The sequence below is a fragment of the Serratia sp. CY52157 genome, from assembly GCF_052168495.1.
Classification (GTDB): Bacteria; Pseudomonadota; Gammaproteobacteria; order Enterobacterales; family Enterobacteriaceae; genus Serratia; species Serratia ureilytica.
In genome coordinates, this window is record NZ_JBJNMO010000001.1 from 2005234 (window position 1) to 2022555 (window position 17322).

18 protein-coding genes are annotated in these 17322 nt (G+C 59.1%); 5 read left to right on the forward strand and 13 right to left on the reverse strand.

The window, feature by feature from the left end; translation table 11 throughout:
* Positions 1-207 precede the first annotated feature (207 nt).
* The 6 genes from ACJ8IP_RS09560 to ACJ8IP_RS09585 form a co-directional block, all read right to left on the reverse strand.
* The gene (locus tag ACJ8IP_RS09560; protein WP_004936539.1) at positions 208-417 is read right to left on the reverse strand and encodes a type II toxin-antitoxin system Phd/YefM family antitoxin; all 210 of its coding nucleotides are present in this window, start codon (positions 415-417) and stop codon (positions 208-210) included.
* 109 nt (positions 418-526) lie between these two features.
* Positions 527-2806 carry an NADP-dependent oxaloacetate-decarboxylating malate dehydrogenase gene (maeB, locus tag ACJ8IP_RS09565; RefSeq protein ID WP_016926766.1) on the reverse strand — a complete coding sequence of 760 codons (2280 nt, stop codon included), beginning with the start codon at positions 2804-2806 and terminating at the stop codon, positions 527-529.
* Positions 2807-3021: 215 nt separating this feature from the next.
* On the reverse strand, positions 3022-3195 hold the full coding sequence (lysC, locus tag ACJ8IP_RS09570; RefSeq protein WP_004936544.1) for an Rz1-like lysis system protein LysC: 174 nt from the start codon (positions 3193-3195) through the stop codon (positions 3022-3024).
* Positions 3176-3556 (reverse strand): DUF2570 family protein, encoded by a 381-nt coding sequence (locus tag ACJ8IP_RS09575; RefSeq protein ID WP_164107366.1) that lies wholly within the window; start codon positions 3554-3556, stop codon positions 3176-3178. Before ACJ8IP_RS09575 ends, lysC begins: the two co-directional genes overlap by 20 nt.
* Positions 3553-3954 (reverse strand): M15 family metallopeptidase, encoded by a 402-nt coding sequence (locus ACJ8IP_RS09580; RefSeq protein WP_033643981.1) that lies wholly within the window; start codon positions 3952-3954, stop codon positions 3553-3555. The genes ACJ8IP_RS09575 and ACJ8IP_RS09580 overlap by 4 nt, the downstream gene beginning before the upstream one ends.
* Entirely contained in the window at positions 3944-4270 is a 327-nt protein-coding gene (locus ACJ8IP_RS09585) for a phage holin, lambda family (protein ID WP_033643982.1), read from the reverse strand. The genes ACJ8IP_RS09580 and ACJ8IP_RS09585 overlap by 11 nt, the downstream gene beginning before the upstream one ends.
* Positions 4271-4563: 293 nt before the next feature.
* On the opposite strand from ACJ8IP_RS09585, the gene ACJ8IP_RS09590 reads away from it, so the two are divergent.
* A complete protein-coding gene (locus tag ACJ8IP_RS09590) occupies positions 4564-6063 on the forward strand; it encodes a glycosyl hydrolase family 18 protein (protein ID WP_164107370.1) in 1500 nt (499 codons plus the stop codon).
* Positions 6064-6148: 85 nt separating this feature from the next.
* Here the strand turns inward: ACJ8IP_RS09590 and ACJ8IP_RS09595 are convergent, their stop codons facing one another.
* Positions 6149-7090 carry a LysR family transcriptional regulator gene (locus tag ACJ8IP_RS09595; RefSeq protein ID WP_025303805.1) on the reverse strand — a complete coding sequence of 314 codons (942 nt, stop codon included), beginning with the start codon at positions 7088-7090 and terminating at the stop codon, positions 6149-6151.
* 404 nt (positions 7091-7494) lie between these two features.
* Here ACJ8IP_RS09595 and ACJ8IP_RS09600 point away from each other — a divergent pair, with 404 nt between their 5' ends.
* Positions 7495-8088, forward strand: coding sequence for a lytic polysaccharide monooxygenase (locus ACJ8IP_RS09600; protein ID WP_033643984.1), 594 nt, complete (start codon positions 7495-7497; stop codon positions 8086-8088).
* A 66-nt stretch (positions 8089-8154) separates the two neighbouring features.
* Here the strand turns inward: ACJ8IP_RS09600 and ACJ8IP_RS09605 are convergent, their stop codons facing one another.
* The 6 genes from ACJ8IP_RS09605 to ACJ8IP_RS09630 all read right to left on the reverse strand — a co-directional run bounded on the left by ACJ8IP_RS09605 (position 8155) and on the right by ACJ8IP_RS09630 (position 14157).
* Positions 8155-9117 (reverse strand): sugar-binding transcriptional regulator, encoded by a 963-nt coding sequence (locus tag ACJ8IP_RS09605; protein ID WP_004936575.1) that lies wholly within the window; start codon positions 9115-9117, stop codon positions 8155-8157.
* 95 nt (positions 9118-9212) lie between these two features.
* Positions 9213-9869 (reverse strand): dihydroxyacetone kinase subunit DhaL, encoded by a 657-nt coding sequence (gene dhaL / locus ACJ8IP_RS09610; protein ID WP_033643985.1) that lies wholly within the window; start codon positions 9867-9869, stop codon positions 9213-9215.
* Positions 9870-9872: 3 nt separating this feature from the next.
* The gene (locus tag ACJ8IP_RS09615; RefSeq protein ID WP_442524378.1) at positions 9873-10874 is read right to left on the reverse strand and encodes a dihydroxyacetone kinase subunit DhaK; all 1002 of its coding nucleotides are present in this window, start codon (positions 10872-10874) and stop codon (positions 9873-9875) included.
* 29 nt (positions 10875-10903) lie between these two features.
* Positions 10904-11674, reverse strand: coding sequence for an SDR family oxidoreductase (locus ACJ8IP_RS09620; protein WP_089192109.1), 771 nt, complete (start codon positions 11672-11674; stop codon positions 10904-10906).
* A 35-nt stretch (positions 11675-11709) separates the two neighbouring features.
* Positions 11710-12978, reverse strand: coding sequence for an MFS transporter (locus ACJ8IP_RS09625; RefSeq protein WP_004936588.1), 1269 nt, complete (start codon positions 12976-12978; stop codon positions 11710-11712).
* Between the two features lie 66 nt (positions 12979-13044).
* Positions 13045-14157, reverse strand: coding sequence for an MDR/zinc-dependent alcohol dehydrogenase-like family protein (locus ACJ8IP_RS09630; RefSeq protein ID WP_089192110.1), 1113 nt, complete (start codon positions 14155-14157; stop codon positions 13045-13047).
* 318 nt (positions 14158-14475) lie between these two features.
* Between ACJ8IP_RS09630 and rpiB the strand changes: the two genes are divergently transcribed.
* The 3 genes from rpiB to ACJ8IP_RS09645 form a co-directional block, all read left to right on the forward strand.
* Positions 14476-14934 carry a ribose 5-phosphate isomerase B gene (rpiB, locus tag ACJ8IP_RS09635; protein WP_033643988.1) on the forward strand — a complete coding sequence of 153 codons (459 nt, stop codon included), beginning with the start codon at positions 14476-14478 and terminating at the stop codon, positions 14932-14934.
* A gap of 193 nt (positions 14935-15127) precedes the next feature.
* Positions 15128-16078 (forward strand): transaldolase, encoded by a 951-nt coding sequence (gene tal, locus ACJ8IP_RS09640; protein WP_016926754.1) that lies wholly within the window; start codon positions 15128-15130, stop codon positions 16076-16078.
* Between the two features lie 18 nt (positions 16079-16096).
* Positions 16097-17322 (forward strand): transketolase family protein (locus ACJ8IP_RS09645; protein ID WP_442524379.1); only part of this gene is annotated, 1226 nt, incomplete at its 3' end.

Consider the following 17322-nt stretch of genomic DNA (forward strand, 5'->3'; position numbering starts at 1 on the left):
CGGCTAGGCACTACGCGAAGGAATTAAGCGAAGTCAATGAGCTGAAGTTTAACGGGCAAAATATGAGCTTAACGTACAATAACTACCAATATTGACACTCTCCCCTAAGCACACGATTGGCTACGGCCTCAACTTTGCTGCCTTCCTGGCGGCCGTGAGGCACAATTTCAGCGTTGAATTCCGCAATATCCTCTGCGGTCAAAAAGATCATCTATTCGCCAGCGCCTTAATCGTATCCGCGTGTTTAGCCTGAATGCGCGCTTTCACCTTGGCTTTGACCAAAACCTCATAGTCGGCCTTACTGATGATGTAAACCTCATCGTGCCCGCGGCGCGTCACTTCCACCGGTTGTTTTTGCGCTTCCAGAAGCACCTCAGCCAAATTGTTTCTCGCCGCTGTGTAGCTTATCGTGGTCATTTTCTTTACCTGTACATGTACATATTTGACCACTATTTGTACCATGTCAGATGAAGATAAAAAAGCCCCCGGCGCCAACGGCGCAGGGGGCCAGTCATTCAACCCGGGCTTACAGCGGTTCGGTCTGGGCTTCCACCACCGCCAGCGCCACCATGTTGACGATGCGGCGCACCGAGGCGATCGGCGTCAGGATGTGCACCGGTTTGGCCACCCCCATCAGCACCGGCCCGACGGTCACCCCTTCCGAGCAGGAGACGCGCAGCAGGTTGTAGCTGATGCGCGCCGCTTCCATGTTCGGCATGATCAGCAGGTTGGCCGAGCCTTTCAGCGGGCTGTCCGGCATCAGATCGTGACGGATGCTTTCCACCAGCGCGGCGTCGCCGTGCATTTCGCCGTCGATCTCCAGCTCCGGCGCCAGCTCGTTCACCAGCTCCAGCGTTTTACGCATCTTGCGCGCCGCCGGGCAATCAGACGAGCCGAAGCTGGAGTGAGACAGCAGCGCCACCTTCGGTTCGATCCCGAAACGGCGCACGGTTTCCGCCGCCATCAGGGTGATCTCAGCCAGCTGTTCCGGCGTCGGATCGTCGTTGACGTAGGTGTCGGCGATGAAGGTGTTGCCGCTCGGCAGCAGCAGCGCGTTCATCGCGCCCGCGACGTGCGCGCCTTCACGGAAGCCGAACACGTTCTTCACCACGTCGTAATGCTCGTGGTAGCTGCCGATGGTGCCGCAGATCATCGCGTCCGCTTCGCCGCGGTGCAGCATGATGGCGGCGATCAGCGTCGGGTTGCCGATCACCGCGCGGCGCGCCTGCTCTTGCGAAACGCCGCGGCGTTTCATGATCTGGTAGTACTCGCCCCAGTATTCGTTGAAGCGCGGATCCGACTCGTTGTTCACCACTTCGAAATCTTTGCCCGGCGTCAATTGCAGGCCCAGCTTTTTCAGGCGCATCTCGATCACGCTCGGACGGCCGACCAGGATCGGGAAAGCCAGCCCCTGCGACACCAGCTCTTGCGTGGCGTGCAGCACGCGCTCTTCCTCGCCTTCCGCCAGCACCACCCGCTTCACCTCTTTGCGCGCCTGCGAGAAGATCGGTTTCATGAACAGATTGGTTTTGTAGACGAACTCCGCCAGCTTCTCCACGTAGGCGTCGAAGTCTTCGATCGGGCGCGTCGCCACGCCGGAGTCCATCGCCGCCTTGGCCACCGCCGGCGCGATCTTGACGATCAGACGCGGATCGAACGGTTTCGGAATGATGTATTCCGGCCCGAAGGAGAGATCCTGATCGTCATACGCGGAGGCCACCACGTCGCTCTGTTCCGCCAGCGCCAGATCGGCGATGGCATGCACGCAGGCCAGCTTCATCTCTTCGTTGATGGTGGTGGCGCCCACGTCCAGCGCGCCGCGGAAAATGAACGGGAAGCACAGGACGTTGTTCACCTGGTTCGGATAGTCGGAGCGGCCGGTACAGATGATGGCGTCCGGGCGCACCGCTTTGGCCAGCGGCGGCAGAATTTCCGGTTCCGGGTTGGCCAGCGCCATGATCAGCGGATCGCGCGCCATGGTTTTCACCATATCCTGCGTCAGCACACCCGGGCCGGAGCAGCCGAGGAAGATGTCGGCGTTCGGGATGGCGTCGCCCAGCGTGCGCTGGCCGTTATCCTCGATGGCGTAGGCGGCTTTGGTCTGTTCCATATTGGCGTCGCGGCCTTTATAGATGACGCCCTTGGAGTCGCAGACGGTGATGTTCTGTTGACGCAGCCCCAGCGCCACCAGCAGGTTCAGGCAGGCGATGGACGCCGCGCCGGCGCCGGACACCACCAGCCGCACGTCGGAGATATTCTTCTTCACCACGCGCAGGCCGTTGAGCACCGCGGCGGTGGTAATGATCGCCGTGCCGTGCTGGTCGTCGTGGAACACCGGGATCTTCATGCGCTCACGCAGTTTCTGTTCGATGTAGAAACACTCCGGCGCCTTGATGTCTTCCAGGTTGATGCCGCCGAAGGTCGGTTCCAGCGCGGCGATAATGTCGATTAATTTGTCAGGGTTATGCTCATCCACTTCGATATCAAATACATCGATACCGGAAAACTTCTTGAACAAAACGCCCTTGCCTTCCATCACCGGCTTACCGGCCAACGCGCCGATATTGCCCAGACCCAGTACCGCCGTGCCGTTGGAAATTACCGCCACCAGGTTGCCGCGCGCGGTGTATTTGTAGGCCGCCAGCGGATCTTCGGCGATCTCGAGGCAAGGCGCGGCGACGCCCGGCGAATAGGCCAGCGCCAGATCGCGCTGGGTCGCCAACGGTTTGGTTGGGGAAACCTGGATCTTCCCTGGGACAGGAAACTGATGGAAATCAAGGGCACTCTGTTTGAGCTGTTCGTCCATTATGGATTCCTTTGTTTTTTGCTTTTATGTTGAGGTAAGGCTTTGAGGCTGCGCCCTGCCGTGGGCCATGGCGCCCAGGTACAATGACAGGGCACAGCCTTGAAGTATAGTGAGAGAAACATCACAAACTTTGAAGCGCGCCATAACCTTGGTCGAAAGACCGTTTTAAAAGTAAAAAAAGAAGGCCTGCGGGACAAGTCAGACAAGCGCCGCCGTCAGCGCGGCGGCAGCGTGGCGCGCCAGGCGTTGAGCGTCTCCACCTGGCCGGCGCAAATGTGTAACGAGGTTTGTAACGCCAGGGCATAGCTTACCGCATCGCCCCAGGTCTCCCCCTGCAACTGCGGCTGCTCACAGGGAGCGAATACCGACTCAGGGGGCAACAGCGGCACGGCCTGCGGCGCCGGCGGCCGGGCGCAGGAGCTCAAACACAGCGCCAGGCAGAGGCTGAGCGGCGCAGGGATCGTTTTTAATCGCTTCACGGTATTTCCTCTGATAAGCCTCGTGTTGTTGGCGCAGCTGCTGTTCCTGCCGCTGCTGCGCCGCCATCAGCGCACGATTTTGCGCATCCTGGGTCTGCAGGGTGGCGATAAGCCCCGCCCGCTGCGCCAGGCTTTTTTGCAATTCCGCCGCCTGTTGCCGCGCGGACACCAACTGATGCGACAGCAACGCGCTGTAGCCGCCGAGGCAGATAGCCGCCAGCAACAGCAGCAGCAAGCCGCCCTGCATCAGTTTTTGCAGCCAGCCGCTCATGCCGGATAGTCCCGAAACGGCAGCTGGAAGTGCGGGCCGTCCTTGAGGGTCTTCCATTCGCCGCCCCATTCGACGTTGATGCCGCATTCACGCGCCGCTCGCCGCACCGCCACCGCAATTTGCGCGTAGTAATCCCACTCCCAGGAGACCACGCCCGCCGGCATCGCCACCACGTCCACCGCGTGTCCGGTCAGATGGCGGCTGCGCAGCGTTTGGCTGTTGCCGGCGCGCACCATTTCCCGCTGGCGCGCCATGCTGCGCAGCCCCTCGCTGACGGAAAACGGCACCAGGGAATAGCGCAGCGCCAGACGAATAACGCGCACCAGATCCGGATGCACGCCGCGCAGATTCTCTTCGCTGCGGGCGGTAAAGCGAATCTCTTCGATGTCATTTAACATTTTTAAACCCCGTTTTTTTGCCGATGAATTTTTTAATTAAGGCGTTGATGTAATCCGCCCCCATAAAGCCAATCAATACGCTGGCCAAATTCGCCCAGTTTAATTCCAGGCCCATCAACGCCAGCGCATCGCGCACCGTCCAGGCCAATAACGCGCACATCGCCGCATTCAATAAACGTCGCCGAATACCCACGTTGCGATAGGCGCCGTGTAATAGCGCCATCACGCCGGCCAGAATGGCGTTCAATACCGGCTGAAGATATTCACATACTCGCTGGACTATTAAGCCAACAGCGTCAGGCTCTATGCTGGACATAGCTCATCTCCTTTTTTATTTTTAATTAAATGCCAATCACGGCCGGTGGGACATCGGATACTCAGAATCTAGTTAAGGATGCTATTACAAAGCAAATGAATAAATACAGGCCCTATGGTCGAATTCATTCATGCTGAATGCTGGCACAACACATAAACGCCAAGGCAGGCGGCAGTGAATAAAAAATTCATTCTTATCGTGATTTGTTTCGACTGTTATTTCCGAGAAAAATAAACATTAATGGCAACGGGAAATATTTCCCCATCCAAAAACATCCACTCTGGAGAAATGCCATGTCCACACGTAAAGCCGTTATTGGGTATTATTTTATTCCGACCAACCAAATCAATAATTACACCGAGACCGATACGTCTGTCGTGCCGTTCCCGGTTTCCAACATCACGCCGGCCAAAGCCAAACAGCTGACGCACATTAACTTCTCGTTCCTGGATATCAACGACAATCTGGAATGCGCCTGGGATCCGGCCACCAACGACGCCAAGGCGCGCGATGTGGTCAACCGCCTGACCGCGCTCAAAGCGCACAACCCCAGCCTGCGCATCATGTTCTCCATCGGCGGCTGGTACTACTCCAACGATCTGGGGGTGTCGCACGCCAACTACGTCAACGCGGTGAAAACCCCGGCGTCGCGCGCCAAGTTCGCCCAATCCTGCGTGCGCATCATGAAGGATTACGGCTTCGACGGCGTGGACATCGACTGGGAGTACCCGCAAGCCTCGGAAGTGGACGGTTTCATCGCCGCGCTGCAGGAGATCCGCACCCTGCTGAACCGGCAAACCGTCGCCGACGGCCGCCAGGCGTTGCCGTACCAGTTGACCATCGCCGGCGCCGGCGGCGCCTTCTTCCTGTCGCGCTATTACAGCAAGCTGGCGCAGATCGTCGCGCCGCTCGATTACATCAACCTCATGACCTACGATCTGGCCGGCCCCTGGGAGAAAGTAACCAACCACCAGGCGGCGCTGTTCGGCGATGCGGCCGGGCCGACCTTCTACAATGCGCTGCGCGAAGCCAACCTGGGCTGGAGCTGGGAAGAACTGACCCGCGCCTTCCCCAGCCCGTTCAGCCTGACGGTCGACGCCGCGGTGCAGCAACACCTGATGATGGAAGGCGTGCCGAGCGCCAAAATCGTGATGGGCGTGCCCTTCTACGGCCGCGCCTTCAAGGGCGTCAGCGGCGGCAACGGCGGGCAATACAGCAGCCACAGCACGCCGGGCGAAGATCCGTACCCGAACACCGATTACTGGCTGGTGGGCTGCGAAGAATGCGTGCGCGACAAGGATCCGCGCATCGCCTCCTATCGCCAGCTGGAGCAGATGCTGCTGGGCAACTACGGCTATCAGCGGCTGTGGAACGACAAGACCAAAACGCCTTACCTGTATCATGCGCAGAAAGGGCTGTTCGTCACCTATGACGATGCCGAGAGCTTCAAATACAAAGCGAAATACATCAAGCAGCAGCAGTTGGGCGGCGTGATGTTCTGGCATCTGGGGCAAGACAATCGCAACGGCGATCTGCTGGCCTCGCTGGATCGCTATTTCAACGCCGCGGACTACGACGACAGCCAGCTGGATATGGGCACCGGGCTGCGCTACACCGGCGTCGGCCCCGGCAACCTGCCGATCATGACCGCGCCGGCTTATGTGCCGGGCACCACTTACGCGCAGGGCGCGCTGGTGTCCTACCAGGGTTACGTCTGGCAGACCAAATGGGGTTACATCACCTCGGCGCCCGGTTCTGACGGCGCCTGGCTGAAGGTGGGCCGCGTGGCGTAAGCCGTAAAAAAACCCCGTAGCCGAATGCTGCGGGGTTTTCATTGAGTTAACAGTTTGATTTTCGCGTCCCTTCGTCTCTATTCCTTCAGTTGTGGCACCAAGGATAACCGCCATCCCGCACCACTTCGCGGCCCATCAGGCTGTAGACATCGCTTTTGCGCGTCAGCCGCTCATGCCACCAGTTAAACCCAGCGCCCTTGCTGGCCGGGTGCCACGCCAGCCAAATCATTTCGTCGCCCTTTTGCATCTCCACCGGCACCGTCACCAGTTCGCCGCTGGCCAATTCCTTTTCGATCAAAGCAGGCGGCAGAAAAGCGTGGCCGATGCCGCGTTTGAGCAGCGCCAGGTTGCTTTCCACGTCGCATACCACCAACTGACGCTGCAAGGGCAGCGTGCCGTGATTACGCTTGGGCAGCTCATGGCTGCTGTCGGCGATCACCACCACGATGTCGTTCAACCGCTGTTTCTTGCACACCGGCTTTCTCTGCGCCGCGAACGGGTGCGAAGGCGACACGCACAGCACAAAGTTGAGCTTGCCGAGCATCAGGGTTTTAGCCTGCACGCTGTCGGGAATTTGGCCGATGGCGATGATCAGATCCGCCCGGTTGTTCTTCAGCGCATCCCAGGTGCCGTTCAACGCTTCTCGCTGCACCGAGATACTGGCGTTCGGGCAATGCTGAATATAGTCGCGGATATCCTGCGTCAGGGTTTCCAACGGGAAGAAGGTGTCTACCGCCAGGCGGATATTATTGTCCAGCTTGGGGATGTTGCGCACCCGGCTTTCCAGATCCTGCACCGCATTTAATATCCAGCTGCCTTCCTGCAGGAGAAATTCCCCTTCATCCGTCAGGGTAATCATGGGGCCATTGCGATGAAAAAGTTTCACGCAGAGTTTGCTTTCAATATTGGAAACCCGATAAGAGATCGCCGAAGGCGTTTTATGCAGCGCCTCCGCCGCCATAGAGAAAGAACCGGTGCTCTTGATGGTGCTGATTATTTTAATCGCGTCCAGGGATAATCTAGTCATACAAATTCCTCTTTAAAATAAAATAAGAAAAATGACACTAAATTCCCAAGGTGGTGGCGCACAAAAATCGATCAAATCGAACAAGGGTACTCATAGCAACAAGCAATATACTTCATAAATGAGAGCGCTATCTTAAATACTATTCATCACGACCTGATATAAAATTCATCATAGCGCCCTACTTTTACACAGCGACAGTTAAATAAATTCAGCCTAACGATCAAAGATCGTCATCATAATAATTTTCGTTAATAGCCGTTAAAACATTCCGCTCTATCGCACGACCAGAATGATAAAAATAAAACAAGCCGACAAGGAGGGTTATTTCTAATTGCGTTATTAGTCTCTCATTTTGTCGGTGAAATACGCTCAACTTACAACATAATTTCAGTCAGGAGTGACTTATGAACAAAACTTCCCGTACCCTGCTCTCTCTGGGCCTGCTGAGCGCGGCCATGTTCGGCGTTTCGCAACAGGCGAATGCTCACGGTTATGTCGAGTCGCCGGCCAGCCGCGCCTACCAGTGCAAACTGCAGCTCAACACCCAGTGCGGCAGCGTGCAGTACGAACCGCAGAGCGTCGAAGGCCTGAAAGGCTTCCCGCAGGCCGGCCCGGTTGACGGCCATATCGCCAGCGCCAACAAGTCCACCTTCTTCGAACTGGATCAGCAAACGCCGACGCGCTGGAACAAGCTCAACCTGAAAACCGGCCCGAACTCCTTTACCTGGAAGCTGACCGCGCGTCACAGCACCACCAGCTGGCGCTATTTCATCACCAAGCCGAACTGGGACGCTTCTCAACCGCTGACCCGCGCTTCCTTTGACCTGACGCCGTTCTGCCAGTTCAACGACGGCGGCGCCATCCCTGCCGCGCAGGTCACCCACCAGTGCAACATACCGGCAGATCGCAGCGGTTCGCACGTGATCCTTGCCGTGTGGGACATAGCCGACACCGCCAACGCCTTCTATCAGGCGATTGACGTCAACCTCAGCCACTGATCCGTCAAAAGGGGGATGTCTCTGGAGGGTTCAGCCTGCCGCTGAACCCTTTTTTTGCGGGTGCCGCTATTGCGACATGTTGAGGATAGTGCGCACATTGAGCGCGCTGGTGGCGATAATGTCGATGGCGCCGGTGCGCAACGCGCCCAAAATCGCCAGCGCCTTGGTATTCTCGGAGGCAATGGCGATCACGCACGGAATTTTGCGCAGCTCATCAATGCTCAGCCCAATCACACGGTCATTCATCACCGTATCGACATGCTGCCCCTGGGCATTGAAAAAGTCATAGCCGGCGATGTCGCCGATCACGCCCTGATTAAGGCTGGCGTCGATAATCTCGTGCGGCGTAAACCACCCCAATTTCACCATATAACTGTTTTCATTCATGTCGCCAATGCCGACTAACGCCACATCGGCCTTACGCGCGCGATCCAACGTTTCCTTGATCGTGCCGTTCTGCATGAAGGCGTCTTTCAACGCGCGATTTTCGACGTAGGCCGGCGCATAGAGCGTCTCGCTGCTGCCGCCGAACTTCTTCGCCAGACGCCGGCTGATATGGTCGGCGTTGATCGCATCGCCCGGACGGTGGGTGCCGCCGATGCCGCAGATGAACTTGCAGTTGCGCTCCGTCACGCTGCCGACGTGATCGGCGATCGCCGCCACGTTGCGTCCCTGCCCGACCGCCAACACCATATCGTCTTTCAGCGACATCGCCAGGTAGTTGGACACCAGCGCCGCCACCTGCCGACGCTGTTCCTCTTCGTCCTGATGATCGAGCGCGATCAGCGCGCGGCTGATGGGAAAACGTTCCATCATCTGCTGTTCCAGCCGGGTGCTGAACACCGGGTGATAACGCACGTTGATCTCGACGATGCCTTCTTCCTTGGCGCGCTTGAGCAAACGACCGACTTTGATCCGTGAGATGCCGAACTTTTTGGCGATCTCTTCCTGCGTGATCTCATCCTGATAATAAGCAACGGCGATTTCGGTCAGCAGTTCGTTATCCTGGGACACAGTTTGTTTTTCCATCCGTTAGACGTTTCCCCACGGCAGGCCGGTTAATCATGGCGGAGGGACGATACACGCCCCTCCGACAATGCTGAATGCCCGCTAGTATAACGCGTTCAGGCGGCAACGGTATTCAGTCGTTGCTCCACCTCGTCCGCCAATCGGGTCAAGAGCAGGCAGCAAGATACCGCGCCGGCGTCCAGTACGCCGCGCGAACGCTCGCCCAGGCGGCTGGCGCGGCCGATTTTCGCCACCAGCTCGCGCGTGGAATCGCGCCCGCGCGCCGCGGCGATCCTCATCTGTTCCAGCGCAGCGGCGAAGTCGTCACCGCGCCCCGCCGCCTGCTCAAACGCCGCTACCGCCGGTATCAGCGTATCCATCAGACACTTGTCCCCCACGCCCGCGCTGCTGATGTCCTGCAGTTCGCGCAAACCGCCGTGCAACATCGCCAAAAATGCCTGCTTATCCAGCACGCTGCGCTCGCGCACGCTCTCCGCCATGCCCATGAACAGGCTGCCGTACAGCGGCCCCATCGAACCGCCGATGCCCTCCATCAGCGCATCGGAAACCGCATCGAACGCCTGCGCCAACGTGAGCTCGCGGCCGCGAATGGCATCGCCGCACATCGCGAATCCCTTCGACATGTTAATGCCGTGGTCGCCGTCGCCGATGGCGCCGTCGATTTCGCTCAGGTATTCGCGGTTGCTGACAATGGTTTCTATCAGCCCCGTAACGATCTCACTGCCGTACCGGGTTGAAATTTGTTCCGTCATGATTCACTCCACCTGGGTTAAGCCTAAAGATTGCGCCGGCATGTCCAGCAGCGTTTTCAGTTCGTCATCCAGCGTCATCAGCGTCAGCGTCACGCCCATCATTTCCAGCGACGTGAAGTAATTGCCGACGTAGCGCCGATGCACCAGCACGCCTTTCGCCGTCAACCGACGCTCTATTTCGGCATAATAGATATACAGCTCCATCACCGGCGTGGCGCCAAGCCCGGAGATCAGCAACGCCACCTCCTGCCCCTGTTCCAGCGGCATGTCGTTGAGCACGAAATCGAGCATGGTGCCGGCCATCGCCGACGCCGACTGGATCGGCGACACCTCAATGCCCGGTTCGCCGTGATGGCCAATGCCGATCTCCATCTTGCCGTCTTCGATATGAAAATTGGGTTTGCCGACCGCGGGAATGGTGCAGGAACTGAGGCCGACGCCGATCGAACGACACCGGTCGATGGCTTTTTGCGCCGCGCCGATCACGCCGTCCAGATCGTATCCCTTGGCCGCCGCCGCCGCGCCGACCTTCCACATCAGAATTTCTCCGGCCACGCCGCGCCGTTTATCGATCTCACTGGCCGGCGCCGAGGCGACGTCATCGTTGGCCACCACGGTTTTCACCCGTATGCCGGCCGCCGTGGCCTTCTTGATCGCCATCTTGACGTTCATGTTGTCGCCGGCGTAGTTGCCGTACAGGCAAGCGACGCCCGCACCGCTGTCCGCCGCCTTGAACGCGTCGAGAAAAGCCCCCGCCGTAGGCGATGAAAAAATCTCGCCAATTGCGACGGCATCCAGCATGTTTTTGCCGACATACCCCAGAAACGCCGGCTCATGGCCGGAACCGCCGCCGGTGACGATGCCCACTTTGCCGGCGATCGGCGCCGGCGGATATTTCAACACCCGCGCATTGTCAGTGGCGGCGTAATAGTCCGGGTGGGCCAGCCTATAGCCCTGAATGGCGTCTTCCACTACGTGATCGGGATCGTTAATGATTCTGTTCATCGCGGCCTCTCTGTCGCCTGAATAAGAAATTATTGAATGGTGTAACCGCCGTCGACCACCAGGTTGGCGCCGGTGATCATCGCCGCCGCGTCACCGGCCAAAAACAGGGCGCTGGCGGCGATATCTTGCGGCTCAGCAAAGCGCCGCAGCGGAATTTTCTGCTTCATCTGCTCAGCCACCTCGCCAGACCAGGCTTTGCGCCCCAGCTCCGTCAAAACCACGGTGGGTGAAATGGCGTTGACCCGCACGTTGTGTGGCCCCCACTCCAGCGCCAGCACCTGGGTCAACCCGATAACGCCCGCTTTGCTGGCGCAATAGGCCAGGTGATTCGGCAATGCCACCACCCCGGCCTGCGAGGCGAGATTGATGATGCTGCCGCCGCGCTGGCGAATGAAATGGCGGCCCACCGCCTGGCAGGTGAGAAACACGCCTTTCAGATTGACCGCCAGGGTTGCATCCCACGCCGCTTCAGGCAGTTCCTCAGCGGGATGCAGCGCGACGATGCCGGCGCTGTTGACCAGCACGTCCAGCCGCCCGAAATGCGCCTCAATCTGCGCCACCGCCCGCTCCACCGACGCGGCATCGGTGACGTCGGCCACGACGCCCAGCGCCGCCTCGGCGTCCAGCTGTCGCGCCACTTCAGCAACCTGCGGCGCACGATCGAGCAGCGCCACGCGCGCGCCGTTTTGCAGATAGCGTTCGGCGATAGCGAGGCCGATCCCCGCAGCGCCGCCGGTAATCAGCGCCACCTTGCCCTTTAGCGAGAGCTCGCGCGGCGCCGTAGTTTGATGATTAATCATAAATTTCCCCTTAAAACTGTGAACTTCACCCTCGGTCAGGATATTTTCGCCAAACTCGCGCCGCGTTCTTCCTGCGCCGTCGCGCTTTCTTTCGGCAGCGTGACAAATTTCATCAGCACGCCGCTGAACAGGTACAAACCGGTAAAGATCCAGATCACGCCAACGGTGCCGAGGCTGCCGATAAACAGCCCCACCACCGCCGGGCCGACAAAGGTGCTCAGGCCGGCGCCCAGATTGAGAATCGACATCGCCGCGCCCTTATTGTCCGGCGCCAGCGACGGCATGATGGCCGACAGCGGCACGAACGCCGCCAGGCAGGCGCCGAACAAACCGGCGGCGCAAACGGTCAGCAGGTAGTTGGCGCCGAAGAATTGCGGCACGTAGTAGAACATCAGCGTGGTCAAGGCGCAGCCGACGCAGCCGAACCACATCACCACATTGCGCCAGCCGAGACCGTCGCTGATCACGCCGAAAATCAGGTTGAAAATGATGTTGACCGTCCACAGCGCGGCGTACATCTGCAGCCAATGCGTGCGGGTGAATCCCATATCCATCATGTACATGGGCATGAATACGACGAAGCCGTATGCCGCAGAGGTATTAATGGTGCGCACGATGCCGCCCAGGCCAATCTTCGGGTTTTCAAACGCGATGGTGATGCCCTTCAAGACGTAACCCAGCGACGCTTTTTCCCGGTTGCCGCTCTGTGCCGCGCCGTCGTCGCGATTGAGCATCAGCGCAATCACCGCGCCCAGCACGACGAAAATCAGCGCGCTCCACAGCGTGTGGATCTCGCCGAGATAAGGCAGCATGATGCTGGAATACAGCACGCCCAGCACGCTGAGCCCGCCGCTGTAGACGAACCAGAAAATCCCCACCGCCGACCCTAGCCTTTCCGGCGGCGCCTCATACGCCACCCACACCAGAAAACCGTAGGCGAACAACGGATAACCCAAGCCGCGCAGCGCATAGGTCGGCACCATGATCGCCAGGTTGTTGCTCGGCAGGCCGAACGTCAAAAAGCACACCGAACCGAACAGAAACAGCAGCAGGCCGGCCAACATCACCCGCCGGGCGGTAAAGATTTCCGCCAGCACGCCGGAAAACCAGGCGGCGATCGCGGCCGCAAAGCCATAAACGCTGAACAGCAGCGCCGATTCCTGAATGCTCAGCCCCTTGCCGATCAGATAAGGCGACAGCCATCCTTGTTCCAGCCCTTCGCCCATCATGAACACCAACACGCCGGCATAGCCCAGCAGCAGTTTCGGTGACAGACCAATGCGATGAATCAGTCCATGCAACATAGAACACCCCAGCACATGTGATTATGGAGGCGCAGGCTCGCCCGCACCCGAAGAACGATGCAGGTTTCAGAGGTTTGGATTAAGCACCACTTTGATTGAACCGATGCCGCGCTTCATCAGCTCGAAGCCCTCGGCGAACTGTTCCAGCGGCAGCGTATGCGTCACCACGCCTTCGGTCGGCAGATCGCCATTGGCGATGCCTTCGATCACCAGCGGGTAGCAGTAAGGGCCGAGGTGCGAACCGAGCACGTCCAGCTCCTTGCGGTCGCTGATGATGCTCCAGTCGACGGTCACCGGATCCTTGAACACGGAAAATTCCACGAAGGTGCCGAGTTTGCGGATCAGCGTCAGGCCCTGTTCCACGGACTTTTGGGCGCCGGTCGCCTCGATGTAGATGTCGCAGCCGTAGCCATCGGTCATCGCTTTAACCGCCGCGGGCACGTCGTCACGGGTCGGGTTCAGCGTCACATCCGCGCCGAAGCGCTTCGCCAGCGCCAGACGCTCGTCGGACAGATCCAGCACCACCAGCTTCGAGGGCCCGGACTTTTTGATCGCCCCGATCATGCCCAGCCCCAGGGTGCCGGCGCCGGCCAGCACCACGATATCGCCCAGTTTGATATTGGCGCGTTGCACCGCATGGAAGGAGCAAGCATAGGGTTCGATCAGAATGGCTTTTTCGATCGGCAGATCGGCCGGCACGTGATAGTTAATCGCCTCTTTGGTGAACTTCATGTACTCGGCCATGCCGCCATTGACGTTTTTCTGGAAACCGTACAGGTCATGCTTTTCGCACATCCAATACTGGCCGCGGTTGCAGAAGCGGCATTGCCAACAGGGAACGATCTGTTCTGATATCACCCGATCGCCGAGATTGAAGCCCTCGACGCCTTCGCCGTATCCCACCACGTGGCCGATAAACTCATGACCGGGGATCATCGGCGCCTTGATGTATGCCGGTTGTTTTTCATCGCCCCAGAAGCTGGGCGCCCCTTCGAACGCTTTAACATCGCCGGCGCAGATGCCGCAGGCCTCGATCTTCACCAGGATCTCTTTCGGGCCGATCTTCGGTACCGGCACCTGTTCCAGGCGGTAATCTTTCGGGGCGTACGCCACAACCGCCTTCATGATCTCGGGGATACCGTCCGCCATTTTCGCCTCTGTCATGCAGGTCTGACACATAGCACTCTCCTCTGGTAGGGTGACTCTTTATGATCAATAACACAAACAAAGAACAAATGAACACTAACGTCACGCGTTCAATTTGCCCACAGAGAACTTGCCAAACTGTGATATCGCTCAAAAACCCGTCTACATGAGGATAAATAACGATTAAAACCTCTTTTTTAGTGACGACCGTCACCTTTTAAAGGGAGGAACAGAAAAATCAGGCAAAAAACAAAAGAGCACCAATTGAACATTTGATTAAACAGGGATACGGTAATGAACGTGGCGCCACCGAGGATCGCCGCCCTTTTCGTTACCAATCAGGAGACCGCTATGCTGCCTATCGCCATCGGCGCCGACGATGCCGCCATTGAACTGAAGGATCTGATCGTCGCCCACCTGCAACGACGGGACATTCCCGTCATTGACTACACGACGGATCGCACCGCAGAAACGGGGATCTATCCCGATATCGCCTATCGCGTCGCGCAGGCGATACGGGAGGAAAAACATCGGCGGGGGATCCTGCTGTGCGGCACCGGCATCGGTATGAGCATCGTGGCCAATAAAGTGCCCGGCATTCGCGCGGCGCAATGTCACGATACCTACTCCGCCCAACGGGCGCGCAAAAGCAATGATGCGCAGATCATCACGCTGGGCGCGCGGGTCATCGGCGCCGAACTGGCGAAAACCATCGTCGATGCCTGGCTGGAATCGGAGTTTGAAGGGGGAGGATCGGCGCCGAAAGTCGAGCGGATCGGCTATTACGAAAACGCGGTCGGTCGGCGTTAAACCGCCTGCAGTCTCGATGGCGGTCGCGCGCAAGCCGCGCTCCGCCTGGGTTTATTCGTCATTCATTGTTATTATCCATCGCAACAATCAGAAAAAGCGCATTTTCATTCTCGATCCGATGATGCAGTGTGTTCCCCCTATGATGAAAAAGGTTCTCATTTCCCTACGTTGAGCTTGGTCAAGGAGCTTATCAATGAATCAATTAGACGCACTCAAGCAGCTGACCACGGTGGTCGCCGACAGCGGCGATATCGAATCCATCCGCCAGTTCGAACCCCAGGACGCCACCACCAACCCTTCGCTGATCCTGAAAGCCGCCGCGCTGCCGCAGTACAAAGCGCTGATCACCGAAGCGCTGGAGTATGCCCGCCGCCAGGGCGGCAGCAAGGAAACCCAGCTGATCAACGCCAGCGATAAACTGGCGGTCAACATCGGCGTCGAGATCCTCAAAAGCGTGCCGGGCCGCATCTCCACCGAAGTGGACGCCCGCCTGTCGTTCGACCGCGGCATGTGCGTCGCCAAAGCGCGCAAACTGATCGGCATGTATCAGGAACAGGGCATCGACAAATCGCGCATCCTGATCAAGCTGGCTTCCACCTGGGAAGGCATCAAAGCCGCCGAAGAGCTGGAAAAAGAAGGCATCAACACCAACCTGACGCTGCTGTTCTCCTTCGCTCAGGCCCGCGCCTGCGCCGAAGCCGGCGTGTATCTGATCTCGCCGTTCGTCGGCCGCATCTATGACTGGTACCAGGCTAAACAGCCTGCCGCCGACTACGACGCCGATCAGGATCCGGGCGTGAAATCGGTGCGCACCATCTATGAATACTACAAGCGTCATCGTTACCAGACGGTGATCATGGGCGCCAGCTTCCGCAAAGTTGAGCAGATCCTGGCGCTGGCCGGCTGCGATCGCCTGACCATCGCGCCGAACCTGCTGGAGCAGCTGAAAAACAGCGAACAGCCGGTCGAGCGCAAGCTGACCCCGTCGACCGAGGGCTTCCACCAACCCGCTCCGCTGGCCGAAGCGGAATTCCGCTGGCTGCACAATCAGGACGCCATGGCGGTAGAAAAACTCGCCGAAGGCATCCGCCTGTTCGCCGTCGACCAGCAGAAGCTGGAAGACATGTTGGCCGCTCAACTGTAATCGCACTGGAGTTTCGTTATGTCTTCTCGTAAAGAGCTTGCCAACGCCATCCGCGCACTCAGCATGGACGCCGTACAAAAAGCAAATTCCGGCCACCCGGGGGCCCCTATGGGCATGGCGGACATCGCCGAAGTCCTGTGGCGCGACTACCTCAACCACAACCCGACTAACCCGCACTGGGCTGACCGCGACCGTTTCGTGCTCTCCAACGGCCACGGCTCCATGTTGATTTACAGCCTCCTGCACCTCACCGGCTACGACCTGCCGATGCGCGAGCTGGAAAACTTCCGTCAGCTCCATTCCAAAACCCCGGGCCACCCGGAGTACGGTTACACCCCGGGCGTTGAGACCACCACCGGCCCGCTGGGCCAGGGCATCGCCAACGCCGTCGGCTTCGCCATCGCCGAACGCACCCTGGCGGCGCAGTTCAACCGCCCTGGTCACGACATCGTCGACCACCACACCTACGCCTTCATGGGCGACGGCTGCATGATGGAAGGCATTTCGCACGAAGTCTGCTCCCTGGCCGGCACCCTCAAGCTCGGCAAGCTGACCGCCTTCTACGATGACAACGGCATCTCCATCGACGGACACGTCGACGGCTGGTTCACCGACGACACCGCCCTGCGTTTCGAAGCCTACGGCTGGCACGTGGTGCGCAACGTCGACGGCCACAACCCGGACGCCATCAAGGCCGCGATTGAAGAAGCCCGCAAGGTGACCGACAAGCCATCGCTGCTGATGTGCAAGACCGTTATCGGCTTCGGCTCGCCGAACAAGGCCGGCACCCATGACGTGCACGGCGCCGCGCTGGGCGCCGCCGAAGTGGCCGCCACCCGCGAAGCGCTGGGCTGGAAATACGCCGCCTTTGAAATCCCGCAGGACATCTACGCCCAGTGGGACGCCAGGGAAGCCGGTCAGGCCAAAGAAGCGGCCTGGAACGACAAGTTCGCCGCCTACGCCAGGGCCTTCCCGGAACTGGCCGCCGAGTTCAAGCGCCGCATGAACGGCGAGCTGCCGGCGGACTGGAAAGCGGACGCCAAGGCGTTCGTGGAAAAACTGCAGGCCAACCCGGCCAACATCGCCAGCCGCAAGGCGTCGCAGAACGCGCTGGAAGCGTTCGGCAAGGTGCTGCCGGAGTTCCTGGGCGGCTCCGCCGACCTGGCGCCGAGCAACCTGACCATGTGGTCCGGTTCGAAAGCGCTGAACGTTGACCCGGCGGGCAACTACATTCATTACGGCGT